This window comes from Corynebacterium sp. HMSC078A10 (assembly GCF_001811565.1).
Lineage (GTDB): Bacteria > Actinomycetota > Actinomycetes > Mycobacteriales > Mycobacteriaceae > Corynebacterium > Corynebacterium hesseae.
Window position 1 is genome coordinate 1 of sequence record NZ_KV805195.1, and the last position, 22,604, is coordinate 22,604.

Consider the following 22,604-nt stretch of genomic DNA (forward strand, 5'->3'; position numbering starts at 1 on the left):
AGGTGGAAGGAGTGTGAAGATGGATAGGAGAGATGCCGTTTGCCAGATGCCTTCTGCAGGACGCCTTCCTGGCTTAGGCAGTGATTTACTGCGGAACAACCCCATCCCTCTGCCGAACAACACCAGGTAGCAGTGCCAAGAGTGGCGTTGCTCATCCGCCCTGACCTAAGTCAGGTGCGCAAGGATTCTCAGCTCATAGCCAACACTGACCAGAAGCCAACGGTGGACGTGGCTACCGTGCTTTATGGCTTCACGATGCGCGGCGTCGAGCCTTCGCGTTAACTGAGGGCATCTGTTCGTGCCTTTTTGGACTCCTCATGGTGCCTGGCGTGGGCAACCCTGGCACTATGGAAAGCATGAATACTACTTTTCTGTGGATTGCGATAGCAGTCATCGTCCTGATTCTGCTGGTGGTCTTGTTCATTGTTCTGGGCAAGAAGCGCGGCGAGTCAAAGAAGGTCTCCTTTGAAAAGCCCGCGGAGGAGCCGAAGGAGCTGACCCAGCAGCAGAAGTCCGGCAACTACCAGGCCAAGTCTGGTTTTAATTTTGCCCCGGCTGGCGGCGGCGCTACCAAGGAACCTGTGCCTGCGGCTAAGGCTGACAAGCCCGCACCGGCCGAGCCCAAAGCTCAGCCGCAAGCGGAGAAGAAGTCTGAGCAGCGCGATGCCACCGAGCTCGCTAACGCTCAGCTCAAGGGCACGGAGGAGACTCAGAAGGCGGCGAAGCCTGCGGTGGAACCGACGCCTGAGGCAGAGCCGAAGCCTAAGGCAGAGCCCAAGCCGGAACCGGCTGCACAGAAGGACCAGGTAAAGGAGGAAGAGGATAAGGATTCCTCCGCTGGCCTAGCCGCTGCAGGAACTGCGGGCGTTGCTGCCGCTGGTACTGCTGCTTCCGGCGCCGCTGCCGTTGAGAAGGATGAAGAGGACACAGAGGAAGCTGTCCCGGCCACCGAACCGGAGACTGCTGAACCGGAGCCGGTAGTTGAAGCCCCGAAGGTAGAAGAGGAGGCTCCGGAAGAACCTGAGGTTCCGGCTGCGGAGGAGCCTTCTGCTCAGGTTGAAGCCGAAGAAGAGGCAGCGGAAGTGGTAGAAGCACAGCCTGAACCAGAAGCGCAGCCCGAGCCAGAGGAAGCTGAAGCAGAGGAGGCCGCTGCGGCGGCGGGGGCCCAAGCGGCGTCGGCAAGCGCGGCACTCGAGGCTGAGCCGGAGGAACTAGAGGTATCCGACGACGCTGAGGTCGTCGAGGCCCCGGCAGCCCAGCCGCAGGAGGATATTGCGCCGGCTGCCGGCCGCTTGGGCAAGCTGCGCGGGCGCCTGTCGCGTTCGCAGAATGCCATCGGCCAAGGCCTCATGGGTATTCTCTCCGCAGGTGACCTGGATGATGATGCCTGGGAGGAAATCGAAGACACCCTCATCATGGCGGATTTGGGTACGAAGTCCACGATGCAGGTTACAGACTCCCTGCGCGACAAGATTGCGGAGCGCGGAGTGAGCTCCGAGGCGGAAGCCCGCGCCATGCTGCGCGAGGCCCTCATCGAGGTGGGCCACCCGGAGATGGACCGTTCCATCAAGGCCATGCCGAATGAGGGCAAGCCGGCCGTCATCATGGTTGTCGGCGTCAACGGCACTGGCAAGACCACCACGACGGGCAAGCTGGCCCGCGTGCTCGTATCCATGGGACACAACGTTTTGCTCGGCGCGGCGGATACCTTCCGTGCAGCGGCCGCGGACCAGCTGGAGACCTGGGGTCGCCGCGTGGGCGCTACCACCGTGCGCGGCAAGGAAGGCGCGGACCCGGCTTCCGTGGCCTTCGACGCCGTGGCCGCTGGCGTAGATCAAGGAGTGGACGTCGTTCTCGTGGACACCGCTGGTCGTTTGCACACCTCCGTGGACCTCATGGACCAGTTGGGCAAGGTCAAGCGCGTGGTTGAGAAGAAGACCGACGTCGATGAGGTCTTGCTCGTGTTGGACGCAACGGTCGGGCAGAACGGCCTGACCCAGGCCCGCATCTTCCGCGATGTCGTCGACATCACCGGTGTTGTTCTGACCAAGCTCGATGGCACCGCTAAGGGCGGCATCGTCTTCCAGGTTCAGGAAGAACTGGGCGTGCCGGTCAAACTCGTGGGCCTTGGCGAGGGTGCAGATGACCTCGCGCCGTTTGAGGTTGAGGGCTTCGTGGATGCCTTGCTGGGGGAGAAGTAAGTCCTTATAGATCCCTGGGCTAGACCTAAGTTCTTTCGAGACGCAGCGCCTCCTTTGCGGGGCGCTTTCGTCGTCTTCGTCCCATTAAAGATGTGCTTTGGGGGAGGTCACAATGGTAGTCTAGGACAGTCCTGTCTATGTGAGGCTGATTAAACAGCCCTAACAACGGTTCGTGAGGCTACTCTTTCGTGACACTCTTGTATGTCGTCCTCCTCGCAGCTGTCGCAGTGGCGCTAGCACCAGTAGCCGTCAAGGTTGCTGATCGCGCAGCCGGCTACCCGCTAGCCGGCATTTTTATTATCGCCGCGGCACTGTTGGCTAAAGAATTTCCGGCACTGGCCCGGGGCGAAGAACTGTCCTATTCCGTGACGTGGGTGCGCGATGTCATCGCGCCAGGCGTTGACGTTAATCTCGCCTTCCGGGGCGATGCACTGGGCATTTTCTTTGCCATGTTGGCTCTCGTCATCGGCGCAGTGGTGTTCACCTACTCTGCGGCCTACCTGCCCAAAGGTAAAGGCAACGTCAGTTTTTATGTGCTGATGACAGCGTTTACGCTGTCGATTCTCCTGCTCGTGCTGGCTAACGACGTCGTGGTGCTCTTCCTGGCTTGGGAGCTGGTATCGCTGGCGTCGTTCATGTTGATCGCGCGCAGCGGCAAGTCCGGTGAGGCCGGTTCGCAGCGCACGCTCATCCTGACCTTCATCGGCGGCCTCACCTTGCTGTCCGGCGTGGCGATTGCCGCAACGGCTGCGGGGACCACGAGCCTCGAGGGCATCCTCGCCTCTGATGTGTGGGCCGAGCGCCCAGGCCTGACCGCCGGGGTTGCCATTCTCATTGCGGTCTCGGCGTTTACCAAGTCCGCGCAGTTCCCCTTCCACTTCTGGCTGCCGGAGGCCATGGCGGCCGCCACGCCGGTCTCGGCCTTCCTGCACGCAGCGGCCGTGGTGAAGGCCGGCGTTTATCTGTTGATTCGTTTCTCCACCATCTTCCATGATGTTGCAGCGTGGAACTGGCTGCTCATCGTCGCCGGTATGGGTACCGCAGTGATGTCGGCGGTCTTTGCCGTGCAGAAGACGGACTTGAAGAAGCTGACCGCGTACTCCACTGTGTCCCACCTGGGATGGATTGTGGCCACGATTGGTGTTGGCACCCCGTTCGCTATCGCAGCGGCCCTCGTGCACACGCTGGCGCACGCGTTGTTTAAGTCCTCCATCTTCATGCTCATTGGCGTCATCGACCACGAGGCTGGTTCACGTGACATCCGCCGCCTTGGTGTGCTGTGGAACAAGATGCCGTGGACCTTTGGCTCCATGCTCATTGGTGCTGCCTCCATGGCGGCGGTCCCGCCGCTGTTTGGCTTCGTGTCGAAGGAAGGAATGCTCACCGCCTTCGAGGAGGCACCAATTGGCTCGACCGGCCAGGTGCTGCTGCTCATCGTCGCCGGCGTGGGTGCGTTCTTCACTTTTACCTACTCCGCCAAGATCATCTTCGGTGCCTTCTTCGATGGCCCACGCAACATGTCGCATGTTCATGAGGCGCCGGTCAGGCTGTGGCTGCCCGCGGCGCTGCCCGGTGTGATGTCGGTGCCGATCATCTTCGTCATGGGAGCGCTCGATAAGCCGCTCGATAACATCGTGGCGGCCATCGGCATGGAGGGTCATTCCCACCTCGCGCTGTGGCACGGCCTGAACGTTCCGCTGCTTATTTCCGTGGTGGTGCTTATCGCTGGCATCATCGCGTTGTTCTTCCGTACGCCGCTGTGGACCGCGATGGAGGAGCGCCAGCTCCTGCCGCGCACCGGTAACCAAATCCTGAAGTGGATCCAGGACGTGTGCGCAGCCTTCGGCCGCTTCGTCGGCCGCATGTCGGATACCCACAACCCGTCGAAGCTCATCCTGCCGATTGTCCTCCTCGTCATCATTCTTGCGGGCTCCACTTTGGTGTCGACGGGCGTCGACGGCGTGGCCTTGAACCCGCGCGTGGATGGCCTGGACAACCCGTGGGATCTGCTGCCGCTGGGCATCGTGGCGCTGTCGATGTTTGGCTTGGTTCGTACCCGCAACCGCCTCACGGGGGCGGTCATGATTGGTACCGCGGGTACCGGCGTGACCTTGCAGATGTTCCTGCTGGGTGCACCGGACGTTGCCTTGACCCAGTTCACGGTGGAGGCGCTGTCCGTCATCGTCATGATGATGGTCCTGCGCTACCTGCCGGAGAAATTCCACCCGGTACAGAACACCAACCGTAAGGTTGGCTCCATCGTGGTGGCGGTGCTCGCCGGACTCACCGCATTCCTTGGTGTGTGGGCGCTGATGGGCCGCCACGAGCGCTCCGACTTGTCCATGTGGTACCTCAATAACGCCCCAGACATCACTGGCGGCGATAACGTCGTGGCCACCATCATCGTGGAATTCCGTGCGCTTGATACCTTGGGCGAGCTGTCGGTGCTCGGCATGGCCGCCGTCGTGATCGCCGCGGTCACCTCGACGCTGCCGCGCTTCCCGTTTACCTCCGGTACGCGTCCGGCGCCGTTCGGTCAGTCGCAGCTCAACTCGGTTCCGCTGCGTAAGGGAATTTCCATTGCCATCCCGATTCTGGTGGTCATGTCCTTCATCGTGTTCTACCGCGGGCACCAGGCTTCCGGCGGCGGCTTCCCGGCTGCTCTCATCATGGGCGCGGCCATCGGCCTGACGTATCTCTCACGCGGCACCGATGAGATTGTCTTCGGCCGCATGACCCCGATTCACCTCACCGGCGTGGGCATTATCGTGGCGCTGGTAGCTGGCTTCATCGGCTACATCCCGACGTCGCATAGTTCCGGTGGTTTCTTGACTGCCATCCACGGCCACGCCCTGGGGCAGCACTGGACCACGTCGCTCATCTTTGACCTGGGTATCTACCTGGCGGTCCTGGGCATGCTCACGATGGCCATCAATGCTTTGGGTGGCTATCTGCGGCCAGGCACCGAGCGGGACTTCTTGCCGTGGGTCCACGATGATGATTCCGCGTTGCCGAACACGCCGCGCGTGGTGCTGGAGGATGTCGATGACCCCTACCCCGAATCCATCAACCCGTCTTCGGACCCAACGGCGTTGCTCAATGAATCCGAGGCACGCCGCCGCGCGTCCTCGCCCCACCACACTTCGGCTACAGAGGAGAAGAGCTCATGATCCTCGCACTGACCATTGCATTGCTCATCGGTAGCGCTGTCTACCTCATCCAGCAGCGCGGCCTCGTGCACATCGTGCTGGGCATGATGGCCTTCGGCCACGGTGCCAACCTCATGCTTCTGGCCACCGGCGTGTACTCTTACCGCGGAGAGTCCTTTCCGTCGCAGGTGGGCATGGACCAGATGGCTGACCCGCTGCCGCAAGCCTTTGTGCTGACCGCCGTGGTGATTTCCATGGCAACCTCGACCATCCTGCTGACCATGGCGGCGATGGGCGCGAACGACGACACGGACGTCGTGGAGCCTGTGGATGACAACACCATTGACCACGCTTTCTCCACTCTGGGACGAGATACCCAGAACCGCGAGATTCTGCAGCGCTCGGCCAACAAGATGGATCGTTTGAAAGAACTCGAACAAGAGGAGGACAACTAGATGTATGACACCGTAAGCGCCCTCCTCCCGCTCTTCCCGGCGGTTCCCCTCGTATCGGCGGCGCTCGCATTGCTCGCGCCGTGGCATCGTGTGCGCGATGCCATCATGCTCATCGTTCCGGGCGTGGGTATCTTCGCTTCCTTTGCGCTGCTGCTCTACACCATGAACAACGGTGTGGTGGCGCATAGCGTGGGTAACTACGTGGGTAACGCAGGTATCGCCTTCGCGGCCGATACCTTCTCAGCACTGATGCTCATCACGACGATGATCGTGGCCTTCGGCGCCAACTGGTTTGCCATCGTGGGCGGCGAGACTAAGTCTCGCTACTACCCATCGCTGACGCTTATCTTGATCACCGGCGTGTGCGGCGCCCTGCTCACCGCTGATCTCTTCAACTTCTTCGTGTTCATCGAGGTCATGCTACTGCCGTCCTATGGCCTCATCACCATGTCTGGTACCTGGTCACGCTTGGCTGCCGGCCGCGCCTTCGTGCTGGTGAACTTGTTCGCCTCCACGCTTTTGGTGGTCGGTGTGGGCTATATCTACTCGGTGGCTGGCGTGGTCAACCTGGCGGCGCTCACGGGTGCTGCCGCCGGTAATGGTCCGGTGACGGTGGCCTCGGGCATCATCGTTATCGCCATCGCCGCGAAGGCCGGTGTGTTCCCCGTGCAGTCGTGGCTGCCGCGCACCTACCCGGGAACGTCCGCTGCCGTCATGGGCCTGTTCTCTGGCCTGCACACCAAGGTCGCGGTGTACATGCTCTACCGCCTGTGGGTGCAGCTCTTTGATATGGACCAGCGGTGGGGGACACTCATCATCGTCATCATGATCATCTCCATGCTGGTTGGTGCTTTCGGCGGCCTAGCTGAAAACTCCATTCGCCGCGTGCTGGGCTACCAGATGCTCAACGGTATGCCCTTCATCCTCGTGATGATGGCCTTCACTACCCATGATGCCCAGCGCGCGCTGGCTGCTGGAATCCTGTACACCATTCACCACATGCTCACGGTGGGCTCGCTTATTTTGGCCTCCGGTGCTATTGAGGAGACCTACGGTACGGGCAGGCTCAACAAGCTTTCTGGCTTGGCGCGCCGTGATCCGATTATCGCGTGGATCTTTGCCGCCGGTGCCTTCTCCGTCGTGGGCTTCCCACCCTTCTCCGGTATGTGGGGCAAGGTCCTCATCGTCGCGGAAATCGCCCGTACCGGCGGGGGATGGGCCTGGACCGTAATCACGGTGATCATCATCGCGTCCTTCGCGGCATTCCTTGCCATGTTGCGCGTGTGGCGCCGAGTCTTCTGGGGCAAGGACCTGCCCAAGGAGAAGGTGCCCGATGAACTTGTGATTCGCAAGAAGCTGATGGCGCCCTCGGCAGCGCTCATTTTGGGCTCGCTGACCATGTTCGTTCTATCCGGTCCGGTCATCAGCGTCACGATGGAAGCCTCAGCGGACTTGTTGAATACGGAGGCTTATGCAGACGCAGTGCTTGGCGACGGCCCCGTAGCCCTACCCGACATCGACTCCCTTCAGGAGGGCCGTTAAATGAAGACTGCAGTGCATGCCGTTGTCTACGCGCTATGGCTGATCAAGGAAATCTTCGTCGCGGGTTTCTCGCTCGCCGCGGAATCCTTCAAGCCGCAGAATAACTACCGGCCGGTAGTGGTGCGGTACCCCTTGCGCGTGACTAGCGCGTGGGAGATCTTCTGGTTCACCTCGTCCATTACGGCAACCCCGGGGACGCTGTCCTTGGGTTTGCGCGAGCCGGTGGCAGAAGGCCTGCCGCGCATCGTGCTGGTTCAGGCGGTCATGGGGGATGACCCAGCCAGCATCATGGAAGATCTGGCGGATATGGAGGAGCGCCTCGCCCCGCGGGTGAAGGGAATTGACTATGGCGTTCCTGGTCAGGGCCCCACAAAGGAGCTCGCGCCCACGTTTTACGAGTACCCGCTGGATACGCTGGGCCGCCATATGCGTGCACCCGATATCGCGAAGACGGACGATACCCCGCTGGCCGCGCATGATGTGGAGAAGTATTCCGTGTGGCCCCTGCGCCAGGTTGCGCAGAACAAGGATGCCCGAAAGGATGATAAGAAATGATTGATTTTTCCTCGATGAGCGCCTTTCAATGGGTAGTTTTTGTCTGTATTTTCCTCATTGGTGCATCGGTGTGCGCGGCGTTGGTGCTGGCGTTGCGCTCCCGCGATGAGCTCACCCGAACCGTGATGAGTGACATGGTCTTTTACGGCATGCTGTGCATGTATATTTCGTGGTCCATGACTAATCACGCGTCCATCGTCTATGACATCGCCATGCTCGCGGCTATTGCGGCCGGCGTTCTGCCGACGTTGTCGATGGCCCGCATCATCTCGAAGGGTAGGAGGTAAGACCATGACTATCGCGGAGATTATCGCCTCGATTCTGTTGGTCGTAGCCACGGTCTTGGTCATTGGGACCGCCATCGCCTTGTGGCGTGCGCCCGATGCCCTGACCCGCGTCAACCTGCTGGGGCCGACGGTCGGTTTGGCCGTTCCGCTGCTGCTTGTGGCGAAGTTGGTCGTGGATTTTGCTGAGAACGGGTTTTCCCTGTGGTCGCTGATCAAGGTCATGATCGCGTGTTTCGGCGTGTGGATCATCGCGTCGGTGGGCTCCTTCTACATGGGCCGTTCCATCTACGGCGTGACCGTCACGGATGTGAAGTACGCCAAGCGCATGCGCAAGAGTATGCAGACAGTTGAAGCCTCTGAGGAAGAAATCTAGGGGAGAAGCTTCAGGAAAGCGGTGAGGATAGTGCTGTTCTCACCGCTTTTTAGATCGTGGATGTGATCTAGGACTCATACTTCTTCCTAAATCTATAGAGCTATAGGTATTTTGGGAACTGTACCTATCAAGTTATAGAAAAGAGGTTAGTTGAACTATGACTCCTGATGCATTCTCGTCCGGTGATGCAGCGTGGATGCTGATCAGCGCATCCTTGGTGCTGCTCATGACCCCCGGATTGGCATTGTTCTACGGCGGAATGGCGGGCAATCGCCACGTCCTCAACATGATGATGATGTCCTTCGGCGCGTTAGCGCTGGTCCCAGTACTCTACGTCCTGTGGGGATGGTCAATGTCTTATGCGGGCAGTTCGCTGGCGGGAATCGTGGGCAACCCGTTTGAAGCCTGGGGGCTGCGCGGCCAAATCACCGGGCCCGCCGCCGAGTACATTGCCGGTAGCGCTGGTTATCCCAACGTCATCGACATCGGTTTCCAAGCCACGTTCGCCATTATTTCGATAGCCATCATCTCCGGTGCCCTCGCCGGCCGCGTGAAGTTTTCCGCGTGGTTAACTTTCGCAGGCGTGTGGGTGACCTTCGCCTACTTTCCGCTCGCCCACATGGTGTGGGGCGGGGGGAGTGCTCTCCCATGCCCCGCGCTCACTCGCAGCGTGGCTCTTCGGTGTATCAAACGGTGAGGCCCTCATCGCTCCCATCGACTTCGCCGGCGGTACCGTCGTGCACATCTCCGCTGGTGCGGCTGCCCTGGTTCTGGCCATCGTCGTGGGCCCGCGCGCGGGCTTTCCGAAGCACATCGATAGGCCCCACAACCTCCCGATGGTGATGCTGGGCGCTGCGCTTCTGTGGTTCGGCTGGTTCGGTTTCAATGGCGGTTCCGCCTTCGCTGCGGATGGGCTAGCAGGCTTGGCATGGCTCAACACCACTGTTGCGGCGGCCGCAGCGATGCTCGGCTGGATGCTGGTCGAACGCATCCGAGACCACGCCGCTACTTCGCTTGGCGCAGTATCCGGCGCTATTGCGGGACTCGTCGCCATCACCCCGGCGGCAGGAGCGCTCAGCCCGCTCGGTTCTCTCGCCCTCGGCTTCCTCGGCGGGATTATCGCCTGCCTGTGCATCGGCCTGAAGTACCGTTGGGGCTTTGATGATTCCCCGGATGTCGTTGGAGTCCACCTGTGCGCTGGTCTGTGGGGAACCGTCGGATTGGCCTTCTTTGCCACGGATAACGGCATCCTCACTGGGCACTTTTCGGAAGGCCTCAAGCTGCTCGTCGTCCAAGCGCTCATCGCGATCGTCGCGATGCTGTTCTCAGCTGCTATTACTCTGGTGGCGGCACTCATCATCCGCGCCACCCTGGGGTGGCGGATTGATGATGAAGCCGAAGGCATCGATCTGTCTGAGCACCGTGAGACCGCTTATGATTTCCGTGAGTCCGTGGCGTCGCACCGCCGCCACACCCACGACGCTAGGATTAATCCTGCACCAACCGTCCAGCCGCGGGTCGACACCGCCGGAGCTAAGGAGTAACAGATGAAGCTCATCACTGCCATCGTCAAACCGTTCACGCTGCCGGAAATCCGTGAGGCCTTGGAGCAGCACGACGTGCACGGCCTGACCGTGACCGAGACCCAGGGTTTCGGTCAGCAGCGCGGCCACAGCGAGGTCTACCGTGGTGCCGAGTATGCCACCGACTTCGTACCCAAGGTCAAGCTGGAGGTAGTCACCTCCGACGAACAGGTGGAGGATATCCTTTCTGCCATCGTTGATGCTGCCTATACCGGAAAGATCGGTGACGGCAAGATCTGGATTACTCCTGTTGAGGACGTCATCCGCGTGCGCACCGGCGAGCGCGGCGAGGCAGCCCTGTAAGAAGTGTCTACGGCCGCTCAACTGCGTGAGGAAGCCTATGCCTCGGCGATAGATCTCACGCAGTCCCTGCAGCTTCCGCCCGGCTGTGCGCTTGCCGCCACGGGTTCCTTCGCCCGCCGGGCGATGGCCCCTTTTTCGGATCTCGACCTCATCCTCCTTCACCCGGATGATATGGAGCTGCCCGAAGATGTGGTCGCCGAAATCTGGTACCCCATCTGGGATGCCAAATACCGGCTTGACTACGCTGTGCGCACTCCGCGCGAGTTCGGTGCCATCGCCGGTTCTGATCCCGCCGCCGGCTTCGCGCAGCTGGACCTGGCCTTCGTCGCCGGCGATAAGCAGCTGGTAGATTCTACCCGCGCCCAGGTCTATGCCTCGTGGCGTCGCCTGCTGCAGAGCAACTTCGACGCTTTCGTCGACCTCGCCATCACCCGCTGGCGCCGCTCCGGCACCCTGGCCACGATGACCCACCCGGATATTAAAAATGGGCGCGGCGGCCTGCGCGATATCCAATTCCTGCGGGCGCTCGCCCTCGGCAACCTCGCGGATGCCCCAGCACTTGAGGAGGAGCAGGCCTTGCTTCTCGACGTCCGCACGCTCCTCCACGTCACCGCCCGCCGGCACCGCGACGTCCTCGACCCCGAATTCGCCGCGGAGATCGCCCACGAGCTTGGTTTCGCCGACCGTTATGAGTTGTCCGCGGCCGTCGTCACCGCTGCTACTGCGGTAGACAAAGCCGTGGAGAGGGCATTGGCGACTGCCCGGGGAGTCGTATCCAAACGCAGCCACAACCGCACACGCAAACCCCTCGATATCGGGGTGGTTGATGCCGGGGGCGAGATCCGTCTCGCACGCACCGCCAACTTGGATGAGCCGTGGTTGCTTTTGCGCGTGGCCGCCGCCGCAGCGCGCTCGGGCAGAAGCGTCCCGCCTCATGTCTGGGAACAGCTGCGCGAGTTGCCGGAACTGCCCGAACGCTGGCCCGCCGCTGCGACGGATGCATTCTTCAGTTTATTGTCCTCGCCCCTCAACACTCCGCGCCTCATCCAGGAGATGGACGCGCATGGCCTGTGGGAGCGAATCGTCCCAGAGTGGGAGCACATTCGAGGCTTGTTGCCGCGGGAGCGCACGCACTCTCACACCGTGGACTATCACTCCATCCTTACCGTCGCGCGCTGTGCAGAAGCCCGCACCTCCGTGGCGCGGCCCGATCTGCTGCTCTTGGTGGGGCTCTACCACGATATTGGGAAAGGATATGGCCGCCCTCACGAGCTGGTGGGGGCGGAGATGGTGGCGCGTGCCGCGGCCAAGCTTGGTCTCGACCTGGCGGATCGCTCCCGCGTGCAAACCGTGGTCGCAGAGCACACCACTCTGGCGCGCATCGTCTCCCGCACGGACCCCTTATCCGATGAAGCGCGTGACGAGCTCCTCGAAGCCGTGCGTTATGACTACCTGACTCTGGCGCTCCTCGTTGTGCTCGCCCGCACCGATGCCGAGTCCACCGGTCCTAGCGTGTGGAACCGCAGGCTGGAGAAGGGAATCGAAGCGGTCAGTGGCCGCGCTTTCGCACAACTGGAAGCACTTCGACCAGTTCGTCCTCTGGTTGCCGCCGACCGTGATATCGGACTGCGCCACAACCCCGAGGATGACAGCTTTACCGTCCTGTGGCGCGGCAGCTACCAACGGGAGGCTGTGCGCGCGCTGGCGCTCATCGCAGCGTTGGGCTGGAACATCCTCTCCTCGCGCCTCGTGCGCACTGAGGAGGGCTATGCTGGCGAATTCGATATCCGCGCCCTCCACGGTGCCATCGATCTCGCAACGGTAGAGGAACGCCTCGTGCAGTCTTATAAATCCGGAACTTACACGGTGCTGCCGGATTTTGTACCAGGGCCCGCGACTGCGATGTGGACCAGGGGAGTCTTCGAGGTTCGAATTGATGACTACCCAGGTACCCTAGGCCACGTGCTGGCGCTGCTTCCGGAGTGCGAGTGGCTATCCACCACCACACCGGGCGCCACGATGGTGCTTCACGCAGTGCCGCTTGGCGACGTCCCCCGTGCCACCCTGGTCCGGAATGTGACCCAAGCACTGGTCAACGGCTAAGCTGGGGAAGTTATAAATTTATCCACGATAGTTGAGGGAGCACTTTTAACGTGTTTGAGTCTTTGTCTGACCGCTTGCAATCAGCCCTGTCCGGCCTGCGCGGCAAGGGCAAGCTGACCGAGGCGGACATCAATGCCACAGCACGCGAAATCCGTCTGGCGTTGCTGGAGGCGGACGTCTCGCTCAACGTCGTGCGCGGCTTTATTAAGCGCATTAAGGAACGCGCGGCAGGTGCCGAGGTTTCTGAGGCACTGAACCCGGCGCAGCAGGTAGTCAAGATCGTCAACGAGGAGCTCATCGAGATTCTCGGCGGCGAGACCCGCCGCCTGAACCTGGCGAAGAACCCGCCGACGGTCATCATGCTCGCCGGCCTTCAGGGTGCTGGTAAGACCACCTTGGCGGGCAAGCTTTCCAAGCATCTGGCTTCCAAGGGGCACACCCCGATGCTGGTGGCTTGTGACCTCCAGCGCCCGGGCGCGGTGCAGCAGCTGCAGATCGTCGGCGAGCGCGCCGGGGTAGACGTCTACGCTCCGGATCCTGGCACCTCCCTGGATTCCCACGAGCATGAGATGGGTACCTCTCATGGGGATCCGGTGGACGTCGCCAAGCGCGGTATCGAAGAGGCCAAGCGCACCCAGCACGATATCGTCATCATCGATACCGCCGGCCGCCTCGGCATTGATGAAACCCTGATGACGCAGGCCCGCAATATCCGCGACGCCGTCAACCCGGACGAAGTCCTCTTCGTCATCGACTCGATGATCGGTCAAGACGCAGTGCAGACCGCCGAGGCCTTCCGCGATGGCGTGGACTTCACCGGTGTCGTCCTGACCAAGCTGGACGGTGACGCTCGCGGTGGTGCGGCGCTGTCCATTCGTGAGGTCACGGGCAAGCCCATCATGTTCGCCTCCACCGGTGAGAAGCTCGAGGATTTCGATGTCTTCCACCCGGAGCGCATGTCCTCGCGAATTCTGGGCATGGGTGACCTGCTGACACTGATTGAGCAGGCGGAATCCAAGCTGGATCAGTCCAAGGCGGAGGAAGCCGCCAAGAAGATGGGCTCCGGCGAGATGACGCTCAATGACTTCTTGGACATGATGCTCATGGTGCGCAATCTGGGCCCGATGGGCAACCTGCTCAAGATGATGCCCGGCGGCAACAAGATGAACCAGATCGCCGACATGGTCGACGAAAAGCAGCTCGACCGCATCCAGGCCATCATCCGCGGTATGACGCCGGAGGAGCGCGAGAACCCGAAGATTCTCAACGCTTCGCGCCGCAAGCGTATTGCCCTCGGTTCTGGTGTGAGCGTTTCTGACGTCAATCAGCTCATCGAGCGCTTCACCGAAGCCAAGAAGATGATGTCGCAGATGGCCGGTCGTTTTGGCATGCCGGGCATGGGCGGTGGGCGTTCCGCTACCAAGAAGAAGCCGAAGGGCCGCAAGGGCAAGAATGGCAAGCGCAAGCCGCCGAAGCGTCGTGGTGGGGGAATGCCTGGCATGGGTGGCGGGATGCCGTCGATGCAGGAACTGCAGAAGATGCAGGAACAGCTCGGCGGCGGCATGCCCGGGCTAGGCGATATCAAGATGCCCAAGGGCATGGAGAATATCGACCTCAACAACCTGGACTTTGGGCAGGGCAAAAAGAAATAACGAAGAATGCAGCAGCATTCTTCGTTAAGAAAGGGCCGGCGCTTTTTAGCGCCGGCCCTTTTGGACTAAATGGCTTTATCTGCTGGATATGCAGGATAGGGGATAGGCACCGCGGGTGTGGCCGGTGACGTCTCAGCGGTCTGGGGCACCATGGGACTGTCCGTCGGAATCTGCGGGGGCTGCTGCTGCACCGTCTCGCCATTGAGGAAGGGGGTGATGGCTTCACGGATGAGCGGGATGGCCGAATCCGCAAAGGCCTTGGTGAAGTGGTGCATATCGCGGTAGACCATGATGTTGCCGATGATGACCGGGCAATCGCCGTTGGCATCGCAGAACCACTTCGAGGTGTCCACGGCCAGCATGTTCTTGTACTGGGAGAGGACTTCGGCGCCGGGGTCATAGGGAGCGTAGACCTCTTCGAAACGCATGCCGCAGCCGAGGGAATCCTGGGTGGCTACGTAGCATTCATCAAACTGGAGGCCATTGCCGTGCTCATCGAATCCCCACGGGTTATCACGGAAACCCAAGAAGGGAATATCGTGCTTGGCCAACTCGTCCCAGAAGGCCTTATAGCCGGGCGGGACAGCGTCTGGGCCGTGACCCAAGGGCTGACCGGGGCGCGTTGAATTAGAGACTACGAGGGCCGGGTCCGCGTCGATAATGCGCTTGACCGCTTCCTTGCTCCACTCGGCGCAAGAAGGCTTGACACTCAGTTCATCGCCGAGCTCAATGGGGCAACCCACGCGGGTGAGCGGAACCAGCTTGAAACCCATCTCGCGGCCCAAGTGATCCAAGGCCGAAGAATACTGCTCCGCGTGCGAACCGCCTACCAAGTAGACCTCGACGTCGGAATCAACGTCACCAAAGATGCACGGCGTCACGCCGTCCTTCTGGGTCTCGATGAAGTAGTCCGTTGGCTCTTGTTCCGGGATGAAGCACCAGTTATCGGCGACTGGCGGCTGGATGCCACGCGCGAGAATCGGATCAGGCTTGATCTCTACGTTCTCAGGCGGCGTGATGTTCTCGACGAAGGTCGTTGCCCCTGGGTAGAGCTTCGGGTCGAGGATTTCCTGGTTCGCCTCCTGTAGGCTGCGCAGCCACAGCGGTTGAACGGCCACGAGTGCAACGGTGCAGGCGGCGACGACGACTCCGCCAACGCCGCGCAGAGCGCCGGTGCGCGTGCGAAGGTCGGCGAAACCGCGGTGGACGGGGAGGTCGTCGGCAAGCGGGCGTTTGCGGTGCTGGCGCAGGGGCTTCTCGACGAAACGGTGCGTCACGTCCGCCAAGCCCAGCGACACCACGATGATGATGGATCCGAGCCACCACGGAGGAGTCTCAAGACCGAGCGCGGCGATGGAAATGATGAGTAGCGGCCAATGCCACAGGTAGAGCGGGTAGGCGATATCACCGAGCCAGCGAGATACCCGGGTGGTGAGCACCCGCGAGAACGACCCGCCAGAACCAATGATGATGAGTACTGCACCGCCGATGGGCAGAAGAGACAGCGGCCCAGGGAAGGCCAAGCTGTCGGAGATAACTAGGCCGGTACTAGCCAGAGCCGCCAAGCCGAGAGCCGTGGCGAGGTTGGACAGGCGCTGCGGCATGCGCAGGTGCGAACCATAAATGACGAGCACTGCGCCCAAAGTCAGCTCCCAAGCGCGAGACCATGTGGAGTAGTAATTTTCGGGGGTGCCGAAGAGTCCGTCGCGGGATGCATAGGCAAAAGAGACGACGGTAACTACGAGGAGAATCGGGCCAGCGATGGAATTAATGGAAGAGAAGCGCTGTTCTCGCAGCCCCGTGTTCTTTGGGCGCAGGCGCATGAAAGCGGCCAAGCCAAGGGCGAAGAAGATGCCCAGTAGGTAGAACTGGCCCTGCACTGCCATGGACCACATGTGCTGCAGAGGCGATGTTGTTGCTGAAGCGGCGGCGTAGTCAGCGTTCTGCCGTGCCAATTCCCAGTTCTGGTAGTAGAAGACCGTCGCAGTGATCTGCTTGGTGAGCTCCGTGTTCATGAGCTTCGGCGCGAAGAGCCGGACAAGCACATAGCTCACGCCGATGACGAGCACGAGGGAAGGAACAAGCCGGCGGAGCGTGCGCCAGATGGGCCACCACGGGTTCAGGGAGGCATTCGGCCGTGCGGCATAGCGCAGCTGCGAGCCTAAGAAGAAGTAACCGGAAAGCAGGAGGAAGACATCGACGCCACCTGAGACACGACCAACGAAGACGTGGTACAGAACAACCAAGGCGATCGCGATGCCGCGGAGGCCGTCGAGGTCATAACGGTAGCGGAATGTAGAGGGGGCTTGTTTATTCATAAAAAGAGGATTGTGTGGCGTCGAAATAACCGCATTACAGACTACCCCCTTCGCGGGGTAAGGCCTAACCACGCAAGAGCTAAGGGGAATTTCCTATCTCGTGTGGGTTCCGCTAAAGTTGTTGAGGTTGTTCACGCACCGCGTGGAGGACACGTAAAACTTCATCTCTGCGTAACGTCGGTACCGCCTACGGACGGCCGGCACGTCACGCGCAGGATAAAATTCAAGGGTTGAACCGGCGCGCCACCAAGCGGCGCGTGTCTGAACTGCCCGGTGACTAGAAAAGGAGCCAATCATGGCCGTTAAGATCAAGCTGCAGCGTATGGGTAAGATCCGCAACGCTGAGTACCGTGTCATCGTTGCTGATGCACGCACCCGTCGCTCCGGCAAGGCTATCGAGAACATCGGTATCTACCAGCCGAAGCAGGAGCCGTCCCTGATTCAGATCGATTCCGAGCGCGCTCAGTACTGGCTGGGTGTCGGCGCACAGCCGACCGAGCCGGTTCTCGCACTGCTCAAGGTGACCGGTGACTGGCAGAAGTTCAAGGGTCTGCCGGGCGCAGAGGGCACCCTGAAGGTTGCTGAGCCGAAGCCGTCCAAGCTGGACCTCTTCAACGCTGCACTGGCTGAGGCCAACAACGGCCCGACCATCGAGGCTATCACCGAGAAGAAGCGCAAGGCCAAGGAAGAGGCCGAGGCTAAGGCTGCCGCCGAGAAGGCTGCTGAGGAAGCCGCTGCTGCTGAGGCTGCTAAGGCCGAGGAAGAGGCTGCTAAGGCTGAAGAGGCCGACTCCGCTGAGGCTGAGGAGTCCGCAGAGTAAGTTCTACTCGGCTAAAAGATTAACCCCGCTGACCTGTAGGTCGCGGGGATTATCTAGTTTTTCGGCCGTGGGAGGCGGACCTCCAGAGGATTTTCGAAGTCCAACCCGCGGACAGCGGAGGCAATAACCGACTGCGCCATAGCTTCCACCTTTTCCTCCGGTAGCGATCCCAAATGACCGCTGAGGCACAAGACTGTGAAACCGTGCACCGTGGACCATCCGGCTAGGCAATTCTGCATCATGTGCTGCCTATTGGGTTCCTGGCCAATCGAGCGCGCGTACTGTGCCATGTAGCCGTAGAAATTGAACATGGCTTGTACACGGGGGTCTTCGCCGGGCCCCTCAGCCGCGGCTACGAGCCCGGCCGGAATATCAAAGCTGCTCGCGGCCATCATGCACATAAAGAAGTGCGGCTCTTCCAAGGCATGGTGGAAGTAGGTGAAACCGGCCGCCATCATTTTGTCAATGATGGTGCCCTCCGTCGTTTCGAAGGTATCGCTGAGCTTGGTGATGAGTTCGTAGGTGGCGACGGTCCCGACGGCGTCGAGAAGCGCGGCTTGGTCCTTGAAGTGACGGTAGGCGGCTGTCGGGGAGACGCCGACCGCGCGCGTTGCCGCGCGAATCGTCACCGCCTCCGGTCCACCTTCCCGGCCGAGCTTGATGGCCTCCCGGAGGATCTCTTCATGCAAATTTCCATGGTGATACGGCTTCGAACTACTCACAATAAAAGTATCGTACTAAAAGTCTAGACATTCGCGCCAATGTTCGGCGTTAACATGGTGAGCAGCATGAGTGCAGGTTGATCGCTGCAGGACACCGCATGTGGTATGCGCGCCGGAAGGTGCACGATTTGTCCGGGAACGAGCAGGTGCTCTTCTTCTCCGCAACTAAAAGTCACCGCTCCTTGTAGCACTTGGACAGTGATAGGGTGCGCGGCTTTGTGGTCAGGTAGGTCTTGTCCAGGTAGGAACGAAAAGAGGATGAGGTTCGCACCATCGGCGCTGAGGACCCGCTTAACGGCTGGTCTGGGGCGCGATGGGTTCGGTTCAGGCGCCTCATCGAGCAGGTTTAGCGTTGTGAGGGCGGCGCTGTTGTGGGAGGCGTCGCCAAAGGTGGTCACATCATTGATCGGAAGCTCAGTCATGCCGCCCCAGCGTAGCCCGTTAAGCTAGCAGGCATGGAACTACTCATTGGTCGCGTGGTGAAATCCCACGGCATTAAAGGCGAGGTCTCCGTCGAGGTGACCACCGATTCCCCTGAGACCCGATTCGCCGTCGGCGAGGTTCTCCACGGCACACAAGGCAAGAAGGAACACGAACTCACCATCGCTGCGGTGCGCGCCCACAAGGGGCGCCTGCTCATCACGTTCAAGGAAGTCCCGGACCGCACGGCCGCGGATTCCCTGCGCGGCACCCAGTTCTTCGCCGAACCCCTGGATGACCCGGAAGACGACGGCTTCTATGACCACGAGTTAGAAGGTCTGCGCGTTCTCCTTGATGGTAGTGAGGTGGGCGAGGTGACCGGCGTAACGCACGGACCCACGCAGTCCCTCCTTGAAATCACTCTCACCGAAGGTAAAGAAGCGCTCGTTCCCTTCGTGGAGGAGATCGTGCCGGAGGTTGATTTGGAGGCGGGGACCTGCACCATCACCCCGCCGGAAGGGCTGCTCGACCTATGAGGATTGACGTTCTCACCATTTTTCCGGAGTACCTCGACCCGCTGCGCCACGCGCTGCTGGGCAAGGCCATCGAGCAGGGAAAGCTTGCGGTGGGCGTGCACGACCTGCGCCAGTGGGCCACCGACGTGCACAAATCCGTCGACGATTCCCCCTATGGCGGCGGCCCAGGGATGGTGATGAAGCCTGAGGTATGGGGGCCCGCGCTTGACGACGTCTCCTCCGGCACCGCCTCCACCCAGGACCTGCAGAGCGCTTTGCCGCATCTGAGCAAGCCGCGCCACGACGACATCCATGGCGTCGAGGCACGCTCCTATGGCGAAAGCGAGAATTCGGACAAGCCGCTGCTTATCGTGCCGACTCCCGCGGGAGCGCCTTTTACTCAGGCCGATGCGCAAGCGTGGTCCGCGGAGGAGCACATTGTCTTTGCGTGCGGGCGCTACGAGGGCATCGACCAGCGCGTCGTCGACGATGCGCAGCAGCGTTACCGCGTACGCGAGGTCTCCATCGGTGACTACGTGCTCATCGGCGGTGAGGTAGCTGTGCTGGTCATCGCCGAGGCCGTCGTGCGCCTTATTCCTGGTGTGTTGGGGAACCGGCGCTCGCACGAAGAGGATTCTTTCTCCGATGGCCTGCTGGAGGGGCCCAGCTACACCAAGCCGCGCGAGTGGCGCGGCCTCAAGGTCCCGGACGTGCTGACCTCTGGTGACCATGCCCGCGTGGACCGGTGGCGCCGCGAGCAGTCGCTGGCGCGAACATGGCAGCGCCGCCCAGAGCTGCTGGACGCGGCAGAGTTAAGTGACAGCGATCGCGCCTACCTGGAAACCCTAAAGGAGGATTGAGATGGACGTGAGTACTGACTTGTCAATACTTATGACTGAGGCTGAATGGAACAAGGTCCTCAAAGACATGCCGCAGCGCCTGCACGAAGGCGGAGTCGAGCCACAGGACATCAACGCCGAGGTCGTGTCATTTACCTGCGAACCCGACAACATCTTGGTCAATGAGTACATGGATAAGCACGGCCAGCCGCCGGTGAGCGAACACGTGTGGCGCGTCATCGTCAACGGCGCCTCTGAACTGCCGCTGACCAAGGTCACCGCCGCCGTCGCGGAGTGCTTGCCGCCGCACACACTCTGGTACGGAACCTCAGAGATTGGTCACACTGAGTTTGGCCTGGGCACTTCCTGCGCGTGGCAGGGCGGGGTATAGGGTGAGAAGGTCTTAAGTCCCCGACCCAAAAAGAGGTTTTGTGAATATCGCAGCCACCATCGCTGGAGAGCTGGGCGTCAAAGAACAGTTTGTCGAAGCCGCCCTCAAGCTCATGGCGGAGGGTAACACCGTTCCGTTCATTGCCCGTTACCGCAAGGAAGCCACCGGCGGGCTGGATGACTCCCAGCTGCGTATCATCGAGGAACGCTCGACGTACCTGCGTGAGCTGGAAGAGCGCAAGGAAACGGTGCTCGCTGCGATTGAGGAGCAGGGCAAGCTTACCGATGAGCTGCGCGCACTGATCCAGGGCTGCGAGACCAAGGCGCGCCTGGAGGATCTGTACCTGCCGTATAAGAAGCGCCGCAAGACCAAGGCGGATATTGCGCGCGAGGCAGGACTGGAGCCGCTGACGGACAAGCTCATCGAGGACCCCTCGGCGGACCCGGCCGAGCTGGCGGGGGAGTACCTCACCGAAGGTTTCGAGGAAACGAAGAAGGCCCTCGATGGCGCCCGCGCCATTCTGGTGGACCGCTTCGCACTGGATGCGGATCTGGTGGGCGAGGTGCGCGAGCGCATGTACACCAGCGGTTCCATGAACGCCAGCGTGGTCGAGGGTAAAGAAACCGAGGGCGCGAAGTTCAAGGACTACTTCGAGTTCTCCGAGCCTTTCGAGAAGCTTCCCTCGCACCGCATTTTGGCGCTGCTGCGCGGCGAAAGCGAGGGCGTTCTGCACCTCAACCTCGACGCAGGCGATGACGCCATGTACGAGGGCATGATCGCAGACCGCTTCGACCTGGACGTGTCTACCTCACGCTGGCTTGCCGACGCCGTCCACTGGGGCTGGCGCACCAAACTCTCCATCTCCTCGGGCCTCGACGTGCGCATGCGCCTGAAAGAGAAGGCCGAGGAAGGCGCACTCAAGGTTTTCGCCACCAACTTGCGCGACGTTCTGCTGGCGGCCCCAGCGGGCCAGCGCGCGACGCTGGGTTTGGACCCGGGCTACCGCAACGGCGTCAAGTGCGCGGTCGTCGACCCGACGGGTAAGGTCCTTGCCACCACCATCGTCTACCCGCACCAGCCGCAGCAGAAGTGGGCCGAGGCGGTGAGAGAGTTGGCGTCGTTAAGCGCGGCTCATTCGGTGGACCTTATGGCGATTGGTAATGGCACTGCTTCGCGTGAGACGGAGAAGCTTGCCGGTGAAGTCGCGGACCTCATCGCGCAGGCGGGTGGGAAGCGGCCGAACCCGGTCGTGGTCTCGGAAGCCGGCGCGTCGGTGTATTCGGCTTCGCAGCTGGCAGCCGATGAATTTCCCGACATGGACGTCTCCCTGCGCGGCGCGGTCTCGATCGCGCGCCGACTGCAGGACCCGCTGGCGGAACTGGTGAAGATTGACCCGAAGGCGATTGGCGTGGGGCAGTACCAGCATGACGTCAACCAAGTCGCACTTGCGCGCACGCTCGATGGCGTGGTGGAAGACGCGGTGAATGGCGTCGGCGTGGACCTGAATACGGCGTCGGCTCCGCTGCTGGAGCGCGTGGCTGGTGTGAACTCCACGATTGCGGCCAACATCGTGGCCTACCGCGATGAGAATGGCACGTTTGCCTCGCGCAAGGAGCTGAAGAAGGTGCCGCGCTTGGGGCCGAAGGCCTTCGAACAGGCGGCGGGCTTCCTGCGCATCAATGGCGGTAAGGACCCGCTGGATGCTTCGGCCGTGCATCCGGAGGCGTACCCGGTGGTGGCGCGCATCGCGGAGAAGACCGGTCTGGGGGTTTCGGAGCTCATCGGCAATTCGCGAGTGTTGACGACGCTGTCGCCGGCAGACTTCGCCGACGATACCTTCGGTGTGCCGACGGTGACGGATATCATCGCGGAGCTGGATAAGCCGGGCCGCGACCCGCGCCCAGAATTCAAGACGGCTACCTTCAAGGAAGGCGTAGACAAGGTCTCGGACTTGAAACCGGGCATGATTCTGGAGGGTACCGTGACCAACGTTGCGGCCTTTGGTGCCTTCATTGACGTCGGCGTGCACCAGGACGGTCTTGTGCATGTGTCCGCGATGAGCCACAAGTTCGTCTCTGACCCGCACGATGTGGTTCGTTCGGGCCAGGTGGTGAAGGTGAAGGTCATGGAGGTAGACGTGGAGCGCCAGCGCATTGGCTTGTCGCTGCGGCTTGACGACGAACCCGGCCAGCCCGCCCCCAAGCGCCGCAACGGCGGTGGGCGTTCCGAGGGGCGCGGCGGCCGCTCCGACCGTCGCAACTCCCGCCGCGACGGTGGGCGTGGCCGCTCGGACCGCGGCGGCGGTGGTTCGATGGCCGATGCCCTCAAGAAGGCCGGCTTCTAAAGTTCACCTAGTTGCGCACCAAACCCCCTGAC

The 22,604-nt window shown here is 61.4% G+C and carries 19 protein-coding genes and 1 pseudogene; 17 read left to right on the forward strand and 3 right to left on the reverse strand.

Features of this window, described 5'->3' with window-relative positions; all coding sequences use genetic code 11:
* The first annotated feature begins 141 nt into the window (after positions 1–141).
* The 12 genes and pseudogenes from HMPREF2808_RS13470 (at position 142) to ffh (ending at position 14,203) form a co-directional block, all read left to right on the forward strand.
* Positions 142–282 carry a hypothetical protein gene (locus tag HMPREF2808_RS13470; RefSeq protein ID WP_168162408.1) on the forward strand — a complete coding sequence of 47 codons (141 nt, stop codon included), beginning with the start codon at positions 142–144 and terminating at the stop codon, positions 280–282.
* Positions 283–356: 74 nt separating this feature from the next.
* Positions 357–2,201: a signal recognition particle-docking protein FtsY gene (gene ftsY / locus HMPREF2808_RS03660; RefSeq protein ID WP_070527591.1), complete on the forward strand. Its 1,845-nt coding sequence runs from the start codon at positions 357–359 to the stop codon at positions 2,199–2,201.
* 188 nt (positions 2,202–2,389) lie between these two features.
* Positions 2,390–5,371, forward strand: coding sequence for a DUF4040 family protein (locus HMPREF2808_RS03665; RefSeq protein ID WP_070526898.1), 2,982 nt, complete (start codon positions 2,390–2,392; stop codon positions 5,369–5,371).
* Positions 5,368–5,805 carry a cation:proton antiporter subunit C gene (locus tag HMPREF2808_RS03670; protein ID WP_070526901.1) on the forward strand — a complete coding sequence of 146 codons (438 nt, stop codon included), beginning with the start codon at positions 5,368–5,370 and terminating at the stop codon, positions 5,803–5,805. Before HMPREF2808_RS03665 ends, HMPREF2808_RS03670 begins: the two co-directional genes overlap by 4 nt.
* Positions 5,806–7,347: a monovalent cation/H+ antiporter subunit D family protein gene (locus HMPREF2808_RS03675; protein WP_070526904.1), complete on the forward strand. Its 1,542-nt coding sequence runs from the start codon at positions 5,806–5,808 to the stop codon at positions 7,345–7,347. It abuts the gene before it with no gap.
* Positions 7,348–7,902, forward strand: coding sequence for a monovalent cation/H+ antiporter subunit E (locus HMPREF2808_RS03680; protein ID WP_070526907.1), 555 nt, complete (start codon positions 7,348–7,350; stop codon positions 7,900–7,902).
* Positions 7,899–8,189: a cation:proton antiporter gene (locus HMPREF2808_RS03685; RefSeq protein ID WP_070445483.1), complete on the forward strand. Its 291-nt coding sequence runs from the start codon at positions 7,899–7,901 to the stop codon at positions 8,187–8,189. The genes HMPREF2808_RS03680 and HMPREF2808_RS03685 overlap by 4 nt, the downstream gene beginning before the upstream one ends.
* Positions 8,190–8,193: 4 nt before the next feature.
* Complete coding sequence (locus HMPREF2808_RS03690) at positions 8,194–8,562, forward strand: Na+/H+ antiporter subunit G (protein ID WP_070526910.1); 369 nt, start codon at positions 8,194–8,196, stop codon at positions 8,560–8,562.
* Positions 8,563–8,719: 157 nt separating this feature from the next.
* Positions 8,720–10,106: pseudogene (locus HMPREF2808_RS03695) on the forward strand (ammonium transporter).
* 3 nt (positions 10,107–10,109) lie between these two features.
* A complete protein-coding gene (locus HMPREF2808_RS03700; RefSeq protein ID WP_070526914.1) occupies positions 10,110–10,448 on the forward strand; it encodes a P-II family nitrogen regulator in 339 nt (112 codons plus the stop codon).
* A gap of 3 nt (positions 10,449–10,451) precedes the next feature.
* Entirely contained in the window at positions 10,452–12,551 is a 2,100-nt protein-coding gene (locus tag HMPREF2808_RS03705; protein WP_070526917.1) for a [protein-PII] uridylyltransferase, read from the forward strand.
* Positions 12,552–12,601: 50 nt separating this feature from the next.
* Positions 12,602–14,203, forward strand: coding sequence for a signal recognition particle protein (gene ffh, locus HMPREF2808_RS03710; protein ID WP_070526920.1), 1,602 nt, complete (start codon positions 12,602–12,604; stop codon positions 14,201–14,203).
* Between the two features lie 65 nt (positions 14,204–14,268).
* Here ffh and HMPREF2808_RS03715 read toward each other — a convergent pair whose 3' ends face one another.
* Complete coding sequence (locus tag HMPREF2808_RS03715) at positions 14,269–16,521, reverse strand: acyltransferase family protein (RefSeq protein WP_070526924.1); 2,253 nt, start codon at positions 16,519–16,521, stop codon at positions 14,269–14,271.
* Positions 16,522–16,816: 295 nt separating this feature from the next.
* On the opposite strand from HMPREF2808_RS03715, the gene rpsP reads away from it, so the two are divergent.
* A complete protein-coding gene (gene rpsP, locus HMPREF2808_RS03720; RefSeq protein ID WP_046648030.1) occupies positions 16,817–17,341 on the forward strand; it encodes a 30S ribosomal protein S16 in 525 nt (174 codons plus the stop codon).
* A gap of 53 nt (positions 17,342–17,394) precedes the next feature.
* On the opposite strand, the gene HMPREF2808_RS03725 is transcribed toward rpsP, so the two are convergent.
* Complete coding sequence (locus tag HMPREF2808_RS03725) at positions 17,395–18,063, reverse strand: TetR/AcrR family transcriptional regulator (RefSeq protein WP_070526927.1); 669 nt, start codon at positions 18,061–18,063, stop codon at positions 17,395–17,397.
* 23 nt (positions 18,064–18,086) lie between these two features.
* Positions 18,087–18,485, reverse strand: coding sequence for a cupin domain-containing protein (locus HMPREF2808_RS03730; protein ID WP_070526931.1), 399 nt, complete (start codon positions 18,483–18,485; stop codon positions 18,087–18,089).
* 33 nt (positions 18,486–18,518) lie between these two features.
* On the opposite strand from HMPREF2808_RS03730, the gene rimM reads away from it, so the two are divergent.
* Genes rimM through HMPREF2808_RS03750 form a run of 4 tightly spaced genes read left to right on the forward strand, consistent with a single transcriptional unit; the run spans position 18,519 to position 22,572 of the window.
* Positions 18,519–19,019 carry a ribosome maturation factor RimM gene (rimM, locus tag HMPREF2808_RS03735; protein ID WP_070526934.1) on the forward strand — a complete coding sequence of 167 codons (501 nt, stop codon included), beginning with the start codon at positions 18,519–18,521 and terminating at the stop codon, positions 19,017–19,019.
* Complete coding sequence (gene trmD, locus HMPREF2808_RS03740) at positions 19,016–19,858, forward strand: tRNA (guanosine(37)-N1)-methyltransferase TrmD (protein ID WP_070526936.1); 843 nt, start codon at positions 19,016–19,018, stop codon at positions 19,856–19,858. Before rimM ends, trmD begins: the two co-directional genes overlap by 4 nt.
* Position 19,859: 1 nt before the next feature.
* Positions 19,860–20,228, forward strand: a complete 369-nt coding sequence (locus HMPREF2808_RS03745; protein ID WP_070526939.1) for a hypothetical protein — start codon at positions 19,860–19,862, stop codon at positions 20,226–20,228.
* A 40-nt stretch (positions 20,229–20,268) separates the two neighbouring features.
* Complete coding sequence (locus tag HMPREF2808_RS03750) at positions 20,269–22,572, forward strand: Tex family protein (RefSeq protein WP_070623808.1); 2,304 nt, start codon at positions 20,269–20,271, stop codon at positions 22,570–22,572.
* Positions 22,573–22,604 lie beyond the last annotated feature (32 nt).